We start from the raw sequence: 14,351 nt of genomic DNA, 5'->3' as shown, positions 1-14,351 counted from the left end.
GCGACTGCCGCCCGCACATCGGCTCGGTGTCCTCATCAGCCCCACGAGTCACATTTGTCACCTAGCATGGGCAGATGCGTCGTCATCTTCCCCTCCTCGTCGCCGCGGTGCTCGGTCTCACCCTGCTGCCCGGCGTCCCCGCGAACGCCTCGTCGGACAAGGCCGGGTTCGCCCGGTGGACGTCCACGCGCGACTTCACCAAGGGCACCTCCTACGGGCTCGCCGCCGGCACGGGCAAGATGACTCTGGGCAAGGGGACCAAGACCCTGCGCTACGACGACCCCAAGGTCTCAGGCGGGGCGAAGTCGTACGACCGGGGCTACTGGAAGGGCCCGTGGCACAAGACCGGCTTCGCCGCCAAGAGCCTCCTCCCGTCATGGAGCGTCACGACGCCCGGCGGCACGTGGGCGCGCATCGACGTGCGGGTCCGCAAGGGCTCGACCGTCGGCAGCTGGGACACGGTCGCTCGCTGGGCCGACAACACCTCCAGCATCAAGCGGTCCTCCTACTCCTCGCAGTCCGACGACCTCGCGAAGGTGTCGACCGACACGGTGCTGGCCAATCCCGGCAAGTCGTTCGACCAGTGGCAGGTGCGCGTGCTGCTGCTCAAGCCGAAGGGCGCCAAGACCAGCCCCACGCTGCACGCGGTCAACGGCGTCGCCGCGACCTACACCGCACGCCACCTCAAGAGCGCGAGCAGCACGACCATGACCGCGACCAAGGACCTCGCGGTCCCCATGTCGTCACAGATGATCCACCAGGGCGAGTTCCCGCAGTACGGCGGCGGTGGCGAGGCGTGGTGCTCGCCGACGTCCACCTCGATGGTCATGCGCTTCTTCGGCAAGGGCCCGGTCAAGGCCGACTACTCCTGGTCCCGGTACGCCGACTCGTTCGTCGACCACGCAGCGCGCTACACGTTCGACCACGCATACGACGGCACCGGCAACTGGTCCTTCAACACCGCGTACGCCGCGCGCTACTCGCTCGACACGTTCGTCACGCGGCTGCACACCCTGCGGGACGCCGAGGCGTTCATCAAGGCCGGCATCCCGCTGGTGGCGTCGGTCGCGTTCGGGCGGGGCGAGCTGTCCGGCGCGCCGATCTCCTCGACCCCGGGGCACCTCCTGGTGATCCGGGGGTTCACCTCCACCGGCCAGGTCATCGTCAACGACCCGGCGGCCCGCACCAACTCGACCGTCCGTCGCACGTACTCGCGGGCCCAGTTCGAGAAGGCGTGGCTGCGCGGCAGCGGCGGCGTCGTGTACGTCATCCGGCCGACCAGCAAGGCCCTGCCCAAGGACACGCCCCGCTGGTGACGCCGGATCAGCCGACGACGACGTCGACCTGGTCGTAGCCGGTCGCGCCGTCGGGCAGGACGCCCGCGCGCCGTGCGGTCTGGGGCACGCCGTCCTTGCCCGTCGCCCGGACCTCGAGCGAGTGACGACCCTCGTCCGCGTCCCAGTCGAGCCTCCACTGCACCCACGTGTCGTCATTCGGAGCAGCGCCGAGGGTCGCCCTCCGCCACGGCCCGCCGTCGACCCGGACCTCGACCGCGGCGATGCCGACGTGCTGCGCCCACGCGACGCCCGCGACGGTCAGCGGGCCGGCGTCGATCGTGTCACCGGATCCCGGCACGTCGATGCGTGACTGGATCTTGACGGGTCCGCGCTCGCCCCACCCGCGCCTCGTCCAGAACGCCTTGAAGTCCGCGAAGCGGGTGACCTCCCAGTCGGTGACCCACTTGGTCGCCGAGACGTAGCCGTAGAGGCCCGGCACGACCTGGCGCACCGGGAAGCCGTGCGGCACGGGCAGGGCCTCGCCGTTCATCGTGAGCGCCAGCAGCGCCGCCCGCCCGTCGGTCAGCGCCTCGAGCGGGGTCCCGCACGTCCAGCCGTCCTCGGACGTCGACAGCAGGGCGTCCGCGCCGTCCTGGACGCCGGCCTCCTCGAGCAGGCCCTTGATCGGCACGCCGCCCCACGAGGTGTTGCCGATCAGGTCGCCGCCGACCTCGTTGGACACGCACGCGATCGTGATCCACGCATCGGTGAGGCCGCGGTCGAGCAGGTCCTGGTAGGTCAGGGTCATCTCCCGGTCGACCATCCCGTGGATCCGCAGGCTCCAGTCGGCGGGGTCGATCAGCGGCGGGCTGAGTGCCGTGTCGATGCGATAGAAGTCGCGATTCGCGGTCAGCCACGGGCCCTGGCCCCGGACGCCGAGATCGGTCCCCGCGGGAGCCGAGGCGGGCCGCGTCGGCAGCGCGAGCCCCGCACGCACCTCCTCGATCTCCCGACGACGACGGTGACGGGCGCCCAGGACCTGACCGGCTCCGCCCACCACGACCGTGGCGATCGCCACGAGACCCACGCGCACCAGGAACGTCCTGCGCGACGGGTCGCCGTCCCCCGGGGGCTCGGCCCGGCCGCGCTGCGGGAGCAGCAGCTCGAGCACCGCCATGACCGTCACGCCGCCCGCGACACACGCGAAGACGGCTGCCGGTGACGCCGCGGGACGTGTCAGGACGGAGGCGACTCCCGCGGCCACCAGACCGGCGACCAGGAGGCATGCGGCCGCGCGGCGGCTCGTCCACCACCGACCGACCAGCGCGCCGAGCAGGACGATGCCCAGGACCACGCTCGCGACCGCCAGGGGCTTGTCCCGGGTGCCCACGGCGTCGATGATCGCGTGCGCCACCGGTCCGGGCGTCACGTCGATGACGGACTGGCCGACCGACAGCACCGGCGACTCGCGCAGGTCGAGCACCGCGGCCAGCCCCTCGCCCACCGCCAGCCCCGCCAGGGCGGCCAGGGCGCCGGCGGCCGACGTCGTACGAGATCTCACCGGACCATCGTCGCCCGACCACATCGGCCCTGCCCGGCGAAATGGCATGATCAGCGGGTGACTTCTGCGCGCATCGGCATCGGCACCGACGTCCACCGCCTCGTGGCGGGACGCCCCCTGTGGCTCGCGGGCCTGGAGTGGCCGGACGAGGCGCACGGCCTCGAGGGCCACTCCGACGGTGACTGCGTCTCCCACGCGATCGTCGACGCGGTGCTGGGCGCCGCCGGGATCGGTGACATCGGCAGCCACTTCGGCACCGGGGACCCGCGATGGGCCGGGGCTGCGGGGGTGGACTTCCTGGTCGAGACGGCGCGACGGCTGCGCGACCACGGCTGGGCCGTCGGCAACGTGTCCGTGCAGGTCATCGGCAACCGGCCCAAGATCGGCACCCGCCGCGAGCAGGCCCAGCGCGTGCTCGGCGACGCGATCGGAGCGCCCGTCGGCCTCTCGGCGACGACGACCGATGGTCTGGGCCTGACCGGGCGCGGCGAGGGCATCGCGGCGATCGCGACCGCCCTCGTCCACCCCCTCTGAGCAGACTGCCGGCCCCGCGCCGCCCTGAACGACGAAGCCCCCGGCTCCAGAGGAACCGGGGGCTTCGTGGACAGATCAGCTCAGGAGGCGAGGACCTCGTCGAGACGGGTCTCGGCCTTGTCCTCGTTGGTCTTCTCGGCGAGCGCGAGCTCGGAGACGAGGATCTGACGGGCCTTGGCCAGCATGCGCTTCTCGCCGGCGGACAGGCCACGCTCGTGGTCGCGGCGCCACAGGTCGCGGACGACCTCGGCCACCTTCAGGACGTCACCGGAGTGCAGCTTCTCGAGGTTGGCCTTGTAGCGGCGCGACCAGTTGGTCGGCTCCTCGACGTGCTCAGCACGCAGGACCCCGAAAACCCTCTCGAGCCCCGCCTCGTCGACGACGTCGCGAACTCCGACAAGATCGAGGTTGCACGCGGGGACGCGGACGACCAGGTCGTTCTGCGACACGATGCGCAGCACGAGGTAATCACGCTCCTCGCCCTTGATCGTCCGGGTCTCGATGTCCTCGATGACTGCCGCACCGTGATTGGGATAGACAACGGTTTCGCCGACAGTAAAAGTCATAGAGAAAACACCCTTCGTAGACCTCAAGAATACCACGAAGCGCCGACAAAGACCCCTGCCGTTTCAGGGCATGGGTGCCATAGCAGACGCTGTGTCCACAGGTCAAAGGCAATTCCACCAGCCATCTCCGATACCATCGTGGGGGACTCTGCGCCCCTCGCACCGACCGACCGAAAGAGTGATCTGGTGAGCTCAGCACGACGTCGCCCCCTGGCTGTCGCCTCCGTTGCCGTGGTGACGGCCCTCGTCCTTGGCGGGTGTGGAACGAGCTTCAGCGCCCAGACCAACCAGCAGTACCAGCCGGGCGTCGGCGCCAACGCGCGCGGCGACATCGACGCGATGAACACCCTGCTGGTCGCCAACCCCGACGGATCGGCGACGCTCTCGACGGCACTGCAGAACAACCTGAAGAAGGACCAGACGCTGTCCTCCGTCACGGTCACGACGCTCGACGACCAGGAGCTCGAGGTCACGGCTCCCGACGAGCAGCTGCCGCTCAAGCCCGGCTACCTGACGCAGGTGGGAACCTCTGATCCGGCCGGCATCTTCATCGTCGACAAGGACGCCCCCGCGGGCCTCTACGTCAAGGTCACCCTGACCTTCTCGGACTCCTCGCCGATCACCGTCGAGGCCCCCGTCGTCGACCGCACCAGCGAGTACGCCGACGTGGTCCAGTCCCCCTCCGAGGCCGCGACCTCCGACGAGGACGCCGCCTCCAGGACCGAGGACACCACGACCGGCGACGGCCAGTAGGACCGCGAAAGCCCCCGCTGCGGCAGGCAGCAGGGGCTTCGGAGCGGGTCGGCCGGTCTCAGGTCAGCTGACCCGTGACCAGGTACACGACCCGGCGCGCCATCGACACCGCGTGGTCACCGATGCGCTCGTAGTAGCGGCCCAGCAGGGCGACGTCGACCGCCGGCTCCACACCGTGGTCCCAGGAGTCGCCCAGCAGTGACCGGAACAGGTCCTTGCGCAGCAGGTCCATCTCGTCGTCCTCCGCCTCCAGCTGCGCGGCCTTGGCCACGTCACGGTTCGCGACGATGCGCGACGCGGAGTCGATCATCGAGTCCGCGACCGACGCCATCGACACGATGGTCGGGTGCAGGTGCTCCGGCACGGCCGACTCGGGCATGCGGCGGCGCGCGATCTTCGCGACGTGCACCGAGAGGTCGCCCATCCGCTGCAGATCGGCCAGCATCCGCAGCGTCGCGATCAGCTGGCGCAGGTCGGTGGCGACCGGCTGCTGCGTCGCGAGCAGGAGGAGCGTCCGTTCCTCGATCGTCTCGGTGGCCTCGTCGACGTCCTTGTCGCCGGCGATCACCGACTCGGCGATCTGGCCGTCCGCCTCGAGCAGGGCGGTGGTGGCGTCGGCGACGGCACGCCGGACCGTACCGGTCAGGGCCACCAGGTCGTCGACGATGGCATCGAGCTGTTCGTAATACTGATCGCGCATGTATGCCACCGTACGGATCGGCGGTGAACGGACGGCGACCCCTGGTGAACGGGGCATGAACGCCAGCGGAAAGGCCTGTCTCTGCGACCACCGCAGGACGGTTCCTTGCCAGCGCGGCCCTATCCTCGAGGTGTGGACACCAGCGCGGGCATGGCGATCGCCGGAGCGATCGGTGCTGTCATCGGCGCGATGGTCACGTACGTCTGGCGCTTCAGCGAGAAGAGGCAGCAGCAGACCGTGCCCGAGCCGACCCCCGTGGTCCCGCCCGGAGCGGAGCTCGTCCTGTCCGTGCTCTCGTCCTCCGCGGTCCTGATCGACTCGGCCGACACCGTCGTCAAGGCGTCCGCGCCGGCGTTCGCGATGGGGCTCATCCACGACGACCGCCTCGAGCCGGACGAGCTGATGGCCCTGGTCCGGCAGGTGCGCCGCGACGGTCAGGTCCGCGACGCCGACATCTCGTTGCAGCCGCGCCGTGGCAGCACGGCACACATCCACGCCCGCGTGGCCCCCCTGACGTCCCGCCTGATCCTCGTCCTCGCCGACGACCGCACCCGCGAGCAGCAGGTCGAGTCCATCCGACGCGACTTCGTCGCCAACGTGAGCCATGAGCTCAAGACGCCGGTCGGCGCACTGAACCTGCTGGCCGAGGCCGTCGGCGAGGCCAAGGACGATCCGGAGGCGGTCGTGCGGTTCGCCCACCGGATGCACCTCGAGAGCGACCGCCTGACCCGTCTCGTCCAGCAGATCATCGATCTCTCCCGCCTGCAGAACGACATCCTGAGCGACGACGCCACGACCGTGAAGGTCGGCGAGCTCGTCTCCGAGGCCTGCGAGCACTCCGCGACGGACGCCGAGCACAAGGGCATCGAGATCGTCGCGTCGGTCGAGCCCGACCTGTTCGTCCATGGGGATCGCGCCCAGCTGCACGCGGCGGTCAGCAACCTGGTCGAGAACGCCGTGACGTACAGCCCCGAGGGCTCGCGGGTCGCCGTCAGCGCCCACCGCGACGGTCCCGACGTACGCCTGACCGTCACCGACAACGGCATCGGCATCCCCGGCGAGGAGCTCGATCGGATCTTCGAGCGCTTCTACCGCGTCGATCCCGCGCGGGCCCGCGCCACCGGCGGCACGGGCCTCGGGCTGTCGATCGTCAAGCACGTCGCCGCGAGCAACGGCGGAAGCGTGGAGGTGTGGAGCGAGCCGGGCCTCGGCTCGTCATTCACCCTCGTCCTGCCGGCCCACCACCACGACATCGAAGACACTGAGGACAGCGAAGAGGAGCAGGCGTGACGAAGGTACTGGTGGTCGAGGACGAGGCGAGCTACAGCGAGGCGCTGTCGTACGTCCTGCGCAAGGAGGGGTTCGACGTCGCGATCGCCGAGACCGGCCCGGACGCCCTGACGGAGTTCGACCGCGGCGGGGCCGACATCGTCCTGCTCGACCTGATGCTGCCGGGGTTGTCGGGCACCGAGGTCTGCCGCGCCCTTCGCCAGATCTCCTCGGTGCCGATCATCATGGTCAGCGCCAAGGACACCGAGGTGGACAAGGTCGTCGGGCTCGAGCTGGGCGCCGACGACTACGTGACCAAGCCGTACTCGCCGCGCGAGCTCGTCGCGCGCATCCGGGCGGTCCTGCGTCGCGGAGCCACCGACGAGGTCGACGACCACACGTCCCTCGAGGCCGGGCGCGTGCGCATGGACGTCGACCGCCACCTGGTGACGATCGACGGAGCCGTCGCGAAGCTGCCACTCAAGGAGTTCGAGCTGCTGGAGTACTTCTTGCGCAACCCCGGCCGCGTGCTCACCCGCGGGCAGCTCATCGACCGGGTCTGGGGCGCCGACTACGTGGGCGACACCAAGACGCTCGACGTCCACGTCAAGCGTCTGCGGTCCAAGATCGAGCCCGATCCGGCCAATCCCACGACCCTCACCACCGTCCGCGGGCTCGGCTACAAGTTCGACGCCTAGCCCCGACCTCCCTGCGGGAACCGGCTGCGGATGCTCCCCGCCGTCCGGGATACTCGGGTCACGCTCCCGGCACCTCGGGCGCGGTCAGGGGGCAGGCATGCGGTCGATGCCGCAGTGGTGGAACCGGCAGCACGGCGTCCTCAGGTGGACCGCGGGGATCGCGCTGTGCGCAGGTCTGTACGCGCTCGGATATCTGCTGGTCGCGTCCACCTTCGATCTGGACCCCGCTTCGGACCGGAGCATCATCTCCTGGCTCTTCATCCTCGTGTCCCTGCCGCTCGTCCCGGTCGGTGCCCTCATCCAGCGCCGCCGTCTCGGGGGCAGGGGCCAGCTCAGCCTCTACCGTCAGGCGTACCGGACGGGCGTCGTCCCCGAGGGAGCGGATGTCGAGAGGTGGCGCCCCGTCGCGCGCAAACAGCTGCGGTTCATCCGCGAGGGCCGCCGGGTGCACCTGATCTGGTGGTCCCTCATGCTCGCCGCCGTCGTCGCCGCCATCGGCACCATCCTCGTGCGCGGCACGGCGTCCTACCTGATCTTCATCCTCCCTGTCCTGGGTCTCCTCACGGTGCTGGTGGTCGTCAGCGCGTGGGGCCTCGACCGGCTCTGGCGCTGGCGCCAGGGTCAGTTCGAACGGCTCTCACGTGCACTGGACCAGGAGCGCGCAACCGAGCCAGCCGGCTAGCGCCCCTGGTTGGCGACGGCGGCGATCGCGGCCTCCGCGGCGGCCGGGTCGAGGTACGTCCCGCCCGCGATCGTCGGGCGCAGATCGGCGTCGAGGTCGTAGACGAGCGGGATGCCGGTGGGGATGTTGAGACCCACCACGGCCTCCTCGCTCAGCCCGTCGAGGTGCTTGACGAGCGCCCGCAGCGAGTTGCCGTGGGCCGTGACCAGGACCGTGCGGTGGTCGAGCAGGTCGGGCACGATCGAGTCGTACCAGTAGGGCAGCATCCGGTCGAGGACGTCGGCCAGGCACTCGGTGCGCGGCAGGAGCTCATCGGGCAGGGCCGCGTAGCGGGGGTCCTCGGCCTGGCTGAACTCGGCGTCGTCGGCGAGCGGCGGCGGCGGGACGTCGTACGACCGGCGCCAGGTCATGAACTGCTCCTCGCCGTACTGCTCCAGCGTGGCCTTCTTGTCCTTGCCCTGCAGCGCGCCGTAGTGGCGCTCGTTGAGCCGCCACGAGCGCTTGACCGGGATCCAGTGGCGGTCGATGCCGTCCAGGACGATCTGCGAGGTGCGGATCGCGCGGCGCAGCAGGGACGTGTGGGAGACATCGGGCAGCAGGCCTGCCTCGGCCAGCATCGAGGCGCCCTTGACGGCCTCCTCGACACCCTGCTCGTTGAGGTCGACGTCGACCCAGCCGGTGAAGAGGTTCTTGGCGTTCCACTCGCTGTGGCCGTGGCGCAGGAGGATCAAGGTGCTCATGCTCCGAGCCTATTGCGTCCGGGCGTCATTCGGGCTCCGGGTCCGCGTCCTTGAGCTCGGTGTGGATCTGATGCAACGCCTGCACGTAGTCGTTCTGCGACTGGATGCCGGCGAGCGTCCACTGCTGCTCGATCACCACGTAGGGCAGCTGGGCGATTCCCAGCGAGCGGCCCGTCTCGACCTGGGTGCGCACCTCGTCGGCGTACTCGGTGCTCGCGAGCAGGGCCTCGGCGGTCTCGAGGTCCAGCCCCACCAGGGCGGCACGGGTCGCGAGGGCGAAGGGGTCGCCGATGTCGGCCCCCTCCAGGAAGTGCGCCCGCCACAGCTGGTGGAGCAGATCGCGCTGGAACCCCGGTCCGGACTCGTCGGCCCACGTCAGCAGCCGCCATGCGTCGAACGAGCCGGCCTGGACGGCCTCCTCGAAGTTGAGATCGATGCCGGTGATGCGTGCTGCCGCGGTGACCTGCGCGTTGACCAGCTCGACCTTGTCGCGGCCGCCGAGGCGCTCGTCCAGCGCGTCGAGCAGCAGCCGGCCGTCGCTCGGCTCGTCGGGCTCGACCTGGAACGCCCGGTAGGTGACCTCGACGGGCTCCCCCGTCAGGATCGAGAACATCGCGGCGGCACGCTCGAACCGGGTCGACCCGATGTACGACCACGGGTCCGTCACATCGGCGAAAACGATGACCTTCACGCGCCCCACGCTACGCGAGCGGCGGTTGCCGCACGCCTACGGCTTCAGGTGCTTGAACGCGTCGAGGTTGCGGGTCGACTCGCCCCGGGACTCGCGCCACTGCCACTCCTTGCGGATGGACGAGGCGAATCCGAGCTCGAGGATCGTGTTGAACGACTCGTCGGCATAGGTCAGGACCGCGCCCAGCACCCGGTCCAGCTCGTCGGGAGTCACGGCGCCGAGCGGCAGGCGTCCGTCGAGGTAGATGTCGCCCGCGGAGTCGACCGCGAACGCGACGCCGAACATCTTGAGGTTGCGCTCGAGCAGCCACCGGTAGACGACCTGGTGGTTCTCGTCGGGGTTGCGGGCCACGAACGCGTGGATGCCGAGGGAGTGCTTGCCCACCTCGAGCCGACAGGTCGTCTGCAGCTTGCGCTCGCCCGGCAGGATCACCTCGAACGTGCCGGGGCGATGCTCGGTGTAGGCGAGGTCTGCTGCCTCCAGCGTGTCGACGATGACGTCGCGGACGGCGATCGGGCTCATGCGTGGGACTCCCTGCGGGTGGTGACGGCCTGCTCGTAGACGCCGAGCGTACGGTCTGCGGTCACGTCCCAGCCGAATCCCTCGGCGTGGCGGACGGCCTTGTGGCTCATCGCGTCGCGCAGCTCGCGGTCGGTGAGCAGACGGTGCAGCGCCGAGGCGTAGTCGGCCGGGTCGTGCCCGTCGACCAAGACGCCCGTGACACCGTCCGACACGGCCGTCGCGAGGCCGCCGACACGCGCCGCCACGACCGGCGTGCCGCAGGCCTGGGCCTCGATCGCGACCAGGCCGAACGACTCGTTGTGCGACGGCACGCAGACCACCGACGCGGCGACGTACCAGTCCGCGAGCACCCGCTGACCCACCGTGGGGACGAACCTGACGAGATCGGCCAGGCCGAGCTCGACGGCCAGGTCCGACAGCGCGGTCGGGCGCTCGAGACCCGATCCGGACGCGCCGCCCACGACCGCGACGACGAGTCGTTCGCGCAGGGACGGATCCCGCTCGAGCAGGACCGCGGCGGCACGCAGCACGACGTCGGGCGCCTTGAGCGGCTGGATCCGCCCGGCGAAGAGCAGCACCGCAGCGTCCTCGGCGATCCCCAGGCGCCGGCGCACCTCGGCCTGCTGCCCGGGACGGAACACGTTCACGTCGACCCCCGGGTGCACGACCGCGACCCGGTCCGGCTCCGCGCCGTAGAGCTCGATGAGCTCGCGGCGCTCCTCCTCGGTGTTGGCGATGAGGCGGTCGGCCAGACGGACGATCTCCTCCTCGCCACGGATGCGACCGATCGGCTCGGCGGCGTCCCCCTCGGCGAGCATCGCGTTCTTGACCTTGGCCATCGTGTGCATCGTGTGCACGAGCGGGACGTTCCACCGTTCCCGGGCGACGGTGCCGACCTGTCCCGAGAGCCAGTAGTGCGAGTGCACGAGGTCGAAGTGCCCCGGCTCGCGCTCGACCTCTGCGCGCAGCACGTCGCGGACGAAGGAGCACAGCTGCGAGGGCAGGTCGTTCTTCTCCAGGCCCTCGAACGGCCCCGCGGCGACGTGGTGCACCGTGATGCCCGGCTCGGGGACGTGCACCGCGGGCTGGTGGCGCGAGGTCGCGCGGGTGAAGATCTCGACCTCGATCCCCCGGGCGGCCAGCTGGCGGGACAGCTCGATGACGTACACGTTCATGCCGCCGGCGTCCCCGTCGCCGGGTTGCTCGAGCGGCGAGGTGTGCGCCGAGAGCATGGCAATCCGCTGGAGCATGTGCACCCGCCTTTCGGATCCATCGTCCCACCTGACTCCCACTCCGTCCTCCCCAGTGCTGGGCGTGCGCGGGTCTGCCACGATGGCCCCATGCCCACAGCCGTCGTGACCGGAGCCAGCAGTGGCATCGGCGCCGCCACCGCCCGATCCCTGTCCGCCGCCGGATTCCACGTCTTCTGCGTCGCCCGGCGCACCGAGCGCATCGAGCCGCTCGCCGCCGAGATCGGCGGCACCGCCGTGACGTGCGACGTCACCGACGAGTCGCAGGTCGCGGCGCTCGCCGAGACGGTCGGCCCCTCGCTCGACCTGCTGGTCAACAACGCGGGCGGGGCGATCGGCACGGACCACGTGGCGGTGTCCGATCCCGACGACTGGCGACGGATGTACGAGGTCAACGTCGTGGGCACGCTGCTGGTGACCCGCGCGCTCCTGCCGGCGCTGGTCGCGAGCGGCGCCGGCACACTGCTCAACCTCGGCTCGATCGCCGGCCACACGCCGTACGTCGGCGGGGGCGGGTACGTCGCGGCCAAGCACGGCGTCGCGGCCATGACCGAGACCCTGCGCCTCGAGCTGAACGGGCAGCCGGTGCGGGTCACCGAGATCGCGCCCGGCATGGTCCGCACCGACGAGTTCAGCCTCAACCGGTTCAGCGGCGACGCCGACAAGGCCGACTCCGTGTACGCCGGGGTGCGCGAGCCGCTGGTCGCCGAGGACATCGCCGACGCGATCACCTGGGTCGCGACGCGCCCGCAGCACGTCAACGTCGACCTGATGGTGCTGAAGCCGCTCGCGCAGGCCGCCTCGTGGAAGGTGCACCGGGAGGGCTGAGCCCCCGGACCGAGCCCTGCCAGGACGACGAGACCCCCACCGGATGGTCCCGGTGGGGTCTCGTCGAAGGGGTGGGTCAGTGCATCATGATCGGCGGCGTCGCGCCGTCCTCGTCGTCGAGCAGGTGCGACTCCTGCTTCTTGCGGGGGAGGAACGCGACCGGGACGAGCGTCACGACGAGCACCGCGAAGGCCACCCAGTACGACGTCGAGAACGCGTCGGCCAGGTCCTGGAAGCCCTGCTGCAGGACCGATCCGGGCACCTGCAGCATGTCGACGACACCTGCGCCCTGCTCGGTGTGCGATCCCGCCGCGAGCTGTGCGGGCGTCAGGCCACCCTCGACACCGGGCAGCTTCTCCGAGCCGGCGATGACGTCGCCGCTCTTCATCGCATTGGTCAGGACGACCGAGATCGTCGCGATGCCGGCGGCGCTGGCCACCTGCTGCGTCACGTTGAGCAATGTCGACCCGCGGGCCACATCCGAGGCCTTGAGGGTCTTGAGGGCAGCCGTGAACAGCGGCATCATCGTCGAGCCCATACCGAGGCCGGTCACGAACAGCCACCCCATGATCGTCCAGTCGGACGTGCCGGGGTCCGTGCTCTGCGCGACGCCGAACAAGCCCACCAGGATGCCGAGGAAGCCGAACGGGACGATGCGCCCGACCGGGATCCGGTCGCTGAGCGCGCCGGCGATCGGCATCGTCAGCATCGCGCCGACGCCCTGTGCGGCGATGAGCAGGCCGGCCTTCTTCACCGAGTAGCCGTCGACCTGCTGGAAGTAGGTCGGCACCAGAAGCAGCGCACCGAAGAACGCCGAGGCGAACAGGAACATCGTGATGATCGAGAGGGTCAGGTTGCGATCCCGGAACAGCCGCAGGTCGAGCAGCGGGTGCTTGGGCTTGAACGACCAGAACACGAATCCGACGATCAGCGCGAGGCCGATGATGGCCGGTGCGAGGACCTTCACCGCCAGGACGGTGCCCTCCTCGGGGATCGAGGAGACGCCGTACAGCAGTGCGGCCAGACCCGGCGAGAGCAGGATCATGCCGATGACGTCGAGCGACTCGCTCGGCTCAGGCGCGTCCTTGGGCAGCACGCGCGCGGCGTACGCCAGGCCGATGAGACCGATCGGCAGGTTGATCAGGAACACCCAGTGCCACGACGCAGCATCGATCAGGATGCCGCCGAGGATCGGGCCCATGATGGGGCCGAGCAGCATCGGGACGCCGAGGATCGCCATGAGGCGGCCCATGCGGTGCGGGCCTGCGGCCTTGGTCATGATCGTCATGCCGAGCGGCATCAGCATGCCGCCGCCGAGGCCCTGCAGGACGCGGAAGCCGATCAGCGCCTCGATGTTCCAGGCCGTCGCGCACAGCAGCGAGCCGATCGTGAACAACGCGATCGCGGTCATGTAGAGGCGCTTGGTGCCGAACCGGTCGGCGGCCCAGCCGGTCAGCGGGATGACCGCCGCCAGCGCGAGCATGTACGCCGTCGCGGTCCAGGCGACGGTCGAGTAGGCCAGCGGCTCGTCGCCGTCCGACAGCTCGGTCTGGAACGTCGGCAGGGCGACGTTGACGACCGTGACGTCCAGGATCGACATGATCGCGCCGAGCACGACGACTCCGGCGATCTTGAGCAGATCAGGGGTGATCTTGTCGTCGTCCTCGGACAACGGCTCGGTGGGGGCGGTCATAGGCAGTGCTCCTGGTTCTTGAGCGGGCGGAGGGTGCCGCCGGCAAGGATGGCGGACAGCGCTCGGTGCAGGTCTGCGCGCTGTTCTTCGGGGAGGGTGGCCGTGAAGGCGCGGATGGAGTCGCGCTTGGCGTCCACATGACTGACTGCGAGCTTCTCGCCGGCCGGAGTGAGGGAGACGAGCTTGACCCTCCGGTCGTCGGGACTCTCTCGGCGTTCGACGACGTCGAGCTTCAGCAGCTGCTCGACATTGCGGCCGGTGGCGGCGTCCGACAGGCCGAGCTCAGTCGCGATCGAGTGGATCGACATGGGCTCTGCCTTCTTCGCCAGCAGGAACAACGTACGTGCCTGCGAGAACGAGAGATCGAGGTCGACCATCGCGTCCATGCCGTCGGACTCGGCGAGATACATCAGGCGCATCACGAACTCCTCGAGCGCGCCGTAGAGCTGGTCCGGAGTGGTCACCCGAAGATGCTAACCATCACGCAACCTTTGATCAAATGAAATATTTGTTACGGCACAACGACATTCCCGCTGTCCGCTTTGCACCGCGATTCGTGCCCGGAGGGCTCGCACCCGTAGAATGGG

General features: G+C 70.0%; 16 protein-coding genes. 7 read left to right on the top strand and 9 right to left on the bottom strand.

Features of this window, described 5'->3' with window-relative positions:
• Positions 1–74 precede the first annotated feature (74 nt).
• Positions 75–1,316, top strand: a complete 1,242-nt coding sequence (locus GEV27_RS14855; RefSeq protein WP_153934948.1) for a peptidase C39 family protein — start codon at positions 75–77, stop codon at positions 1,314–1,316.
• Between the two features lie 7 nt (positions 1,317–1,323).
• Here the strand turns inward: GEV27_RS14855 and GEV27_RS14850 are convergent, their stop codons facing one another.
• Complete coding sequence (locus tag GEV27_RS14850; protein WP_194944237.1) at positions 1,324–2,838, bottom strand: molybdopterin-dependent oxidoreductase; 1,515 nt, start codon at positions 2,836–2,838, stop codon at positions 1,324–1,326.
• A 57-nt stretch (positions 2,839–2,895) separates the two neighbouring features.
• Between GEV27_RS14850 and ispF the strand changes: the two genes are divergently transcribed.
• Positions 2,896–3,372, top strand: a complete 477-nt coding sequence (gene ispF, locus GEV27_RS17870) for a 2-C-methyl-D-erythritol 2,4-cyclodiphosphate synthase (RefSeq protein WP_208431017.1) — start codon at positions 2,896–2,898, stop codon at positions 3,370–3,372.
• An 80-nt stretch (positions 3,373–3,452) separates the two neighbouring features.
• On the opposite strand, the gene GEV27_RS14840 is transcribed toward ispF, so the two are convergent.
• Positions 3,453–3,938 (bottom strand): CarD family transcriptional regulator, encoded by a 486-nt coding sequence (locus GEV27_RS14840; RefSeq protein ID WP_056612020.1) that lies wholly within the window; start codon positions 3,936–3,938, stop codon positions 3,453–3,455.
• A gap of 186 nt (positions 3,939–4,124) precedes the next feature.
• Between GEV27_RS14840 and GEV27_RS14835 the strand changes: the two genes are divergently transcribed.
• Positions 4,125–4,691 carry a hypothetical protein gene (locus GEV27_RS14835; protein WP_153651665.1) on the top strand — a complete coding sequence of 189 codons (567 nt, stop codon included), beginning with the start codon at positions 4,125–4,127 and terminating at the stop codon, positions 4,689–4,691.
• A gap of 58 nt (positions 4,692–4,749) precedes the next feature.
• Here GEV27_RS14835 and phoU read toward each other — a convergent pair whose 3' ends face one another.
• Positions 4,750–5,391, bottom strand: coding sequence for a phosphate signaling complex protein PhoU (gene phoU / locus GEV27_RS14830; protein ID WP_153651664.1), 642 nt, complete (start codon positions 5,389–5,391; stop codon positions 4,750–4,752).
• 132 nt (positions 5,392–5,523) lie between these two features.
• Here phoU and GEV27_RS14825 point away from each other — a divergent pair, with 132 nt between their 5' ends.
• The 3 genes from GEV27_RS14825 (at position 5,524) to GEV27_RS14815 (ending at position 8,040) form a co-directional block, all read left to right on the top strand.
• Positions 5,524–6,681: an ATP-binding protein gene (locus tag GEV27_RS14825; protein ID WP_309222285.1), complete on the top strand. Its 1,158-nt coding sequence runs from the start codon at positions 5,524–5,526 to the stop codon at positions 6,679–6,681.
• Positions 6,678–7,358 (top strand): response regulator transcription factor, encoded by a 681-nt coding sequence (locus GEV27_RS14820; protein WP_309222284.1) that lies wholly within the window; start codon positions 6,678–6,680, stop codon positions 7,356–7,358. Before GEV27_RS14825 ends, GEV27_RS14820 begins: the two co-directional genes overlap by 4 nt.
• A 97-nt stretch (positions 7,359–7,455) precedes the next feature.
• Complete coding sequence (locus tag GEV27_RS14815) at positions 7,456–8,040, top strand: hypothetical protein (protein WP_153934946.1); 585 nt, start codon at positions 7,456–7,458, stop codon at positions 8,038–8,040.
• Here GEV27_RS14815 and GEV27_RS14810 read toward each other — a convergent pair.
• Genes GEV27_RS14810 through mshA form a run of 4 tightly spaced genes read right to left on the bottom strand, consistent with a single transcriptional unit; the run spans position 8,037 to position 11,243 of the window.
• Positions 8,037–8,780, bottom strand: a complete 744-nt coding sequence (locus tag GEV27_RS14810) for a phosphoglyceromutase (RefSeq protein ID WP_153651660.1) — start codon at positions 8,778–8,780, stop codon at positions 8,037–8,039. The genes GEV27_RS14815 and GEV27_RS14810 overlap by 4 nt on opposite strands.
• A 25-nt stretch (positions 8,781–8,805) precedes the next feature.
• Entirely contained in the window at positions 8,806–9,471 is a 666-nt protein-coding gene (locus tag GEV27_RS14805) for a DsbA family protein (protein ID WP_153909475.1), read from the bottom strand.
• A gap of 36 nt (positions 9,472–9,507) precedes the next feature.
• The gene (locus GEV27_RS14800; protein ID WP_153651658.1) at positions 9,508–9,993 is read right to left on the bottom strand and encodes a YbjN domain-containing protein; all 486 of its coding nucleotides are present in this window, start codon (positions 9,991–9,993) and stop codon (positions 9,508–9,510) included.
• Positions 9,990–11,243, bottom strand: coding sequence for a D-inositol-3-phosphate glycosyltransferase (gene mshA / locus GEV27_RS14795; RefSeq protein ID WP_153934945.1), 1,254 nt, complete (start codon positions 11,241–11,243; stop codon positions 9,990–9,992). Before mshA ends, GEV27_RS14800 begins: the two co-directional genes overlap by 4 nt.
• Positions 11,244–11,333: 90 nt before the next feature.
• Between mshA and GEV27_RS14790 the strand changes: the two genes are divergently transcribed.
• Complete coding sequence (locus tag GEV27_RS14790) at positions 11,334–12,071, top strand: SDR family NAD(P)-dependent oxidoreductase (RefSeq protein ID WP_153651656.1); 738 nt, start codon at positions 11,334–11,336, stop codon at positions 12,069–12,071.
• A gap of 76 nt (positions 12,072–12,147) precedes the next feature.
• Here the strand turns inward: GEV27_RS14790 and GEV27_RS14785 are convergent, their stop codons facing one another.
• Positions 12,148–13,764 (bottom strand): DHA2 family efflux MFS transporter permease subunit, encoded by a 1,617-nt coding sequence (locus GEV27_RS14785; protein ID WP_153651655.1) that lies wholly within the window; start codon positions 13,762–13,764, stop codon positions 12,148–12,150.
• Positions 13,761–14,228, bottom strand: coding sequence for a MarR family winged helix-turn-helix transcriptional regulator (locus GEV27_RS14780; protein WP_208430691.1), 468 nt, complete (start codon positions 14,226–14,228; stop codon positions 13,761–13,763). The genes GEV27_RS14785 and GEV27_RS14780 overlap by 4 nt, the downstream gene beginning before the upstream one ends.
• Between the last annotated feature and the right edge of the window lie 123 nt (positions 14,229–14,351).

This window comes from Aeromicrobium sp. S22 (assembly GCF_009661045.1).
Taxonomy (GTDB): Bacteria; Actinomycetota; Actinomycetes; order Propionibacteriales; family Nocardioidaceae; genus Aeromicrobium; species Aeromicrobium yanjiei.
Note: the sequence above shows the minus strand (reverse complement) of the source record. Positions and strands in the feature narration are given on the sequence as shown.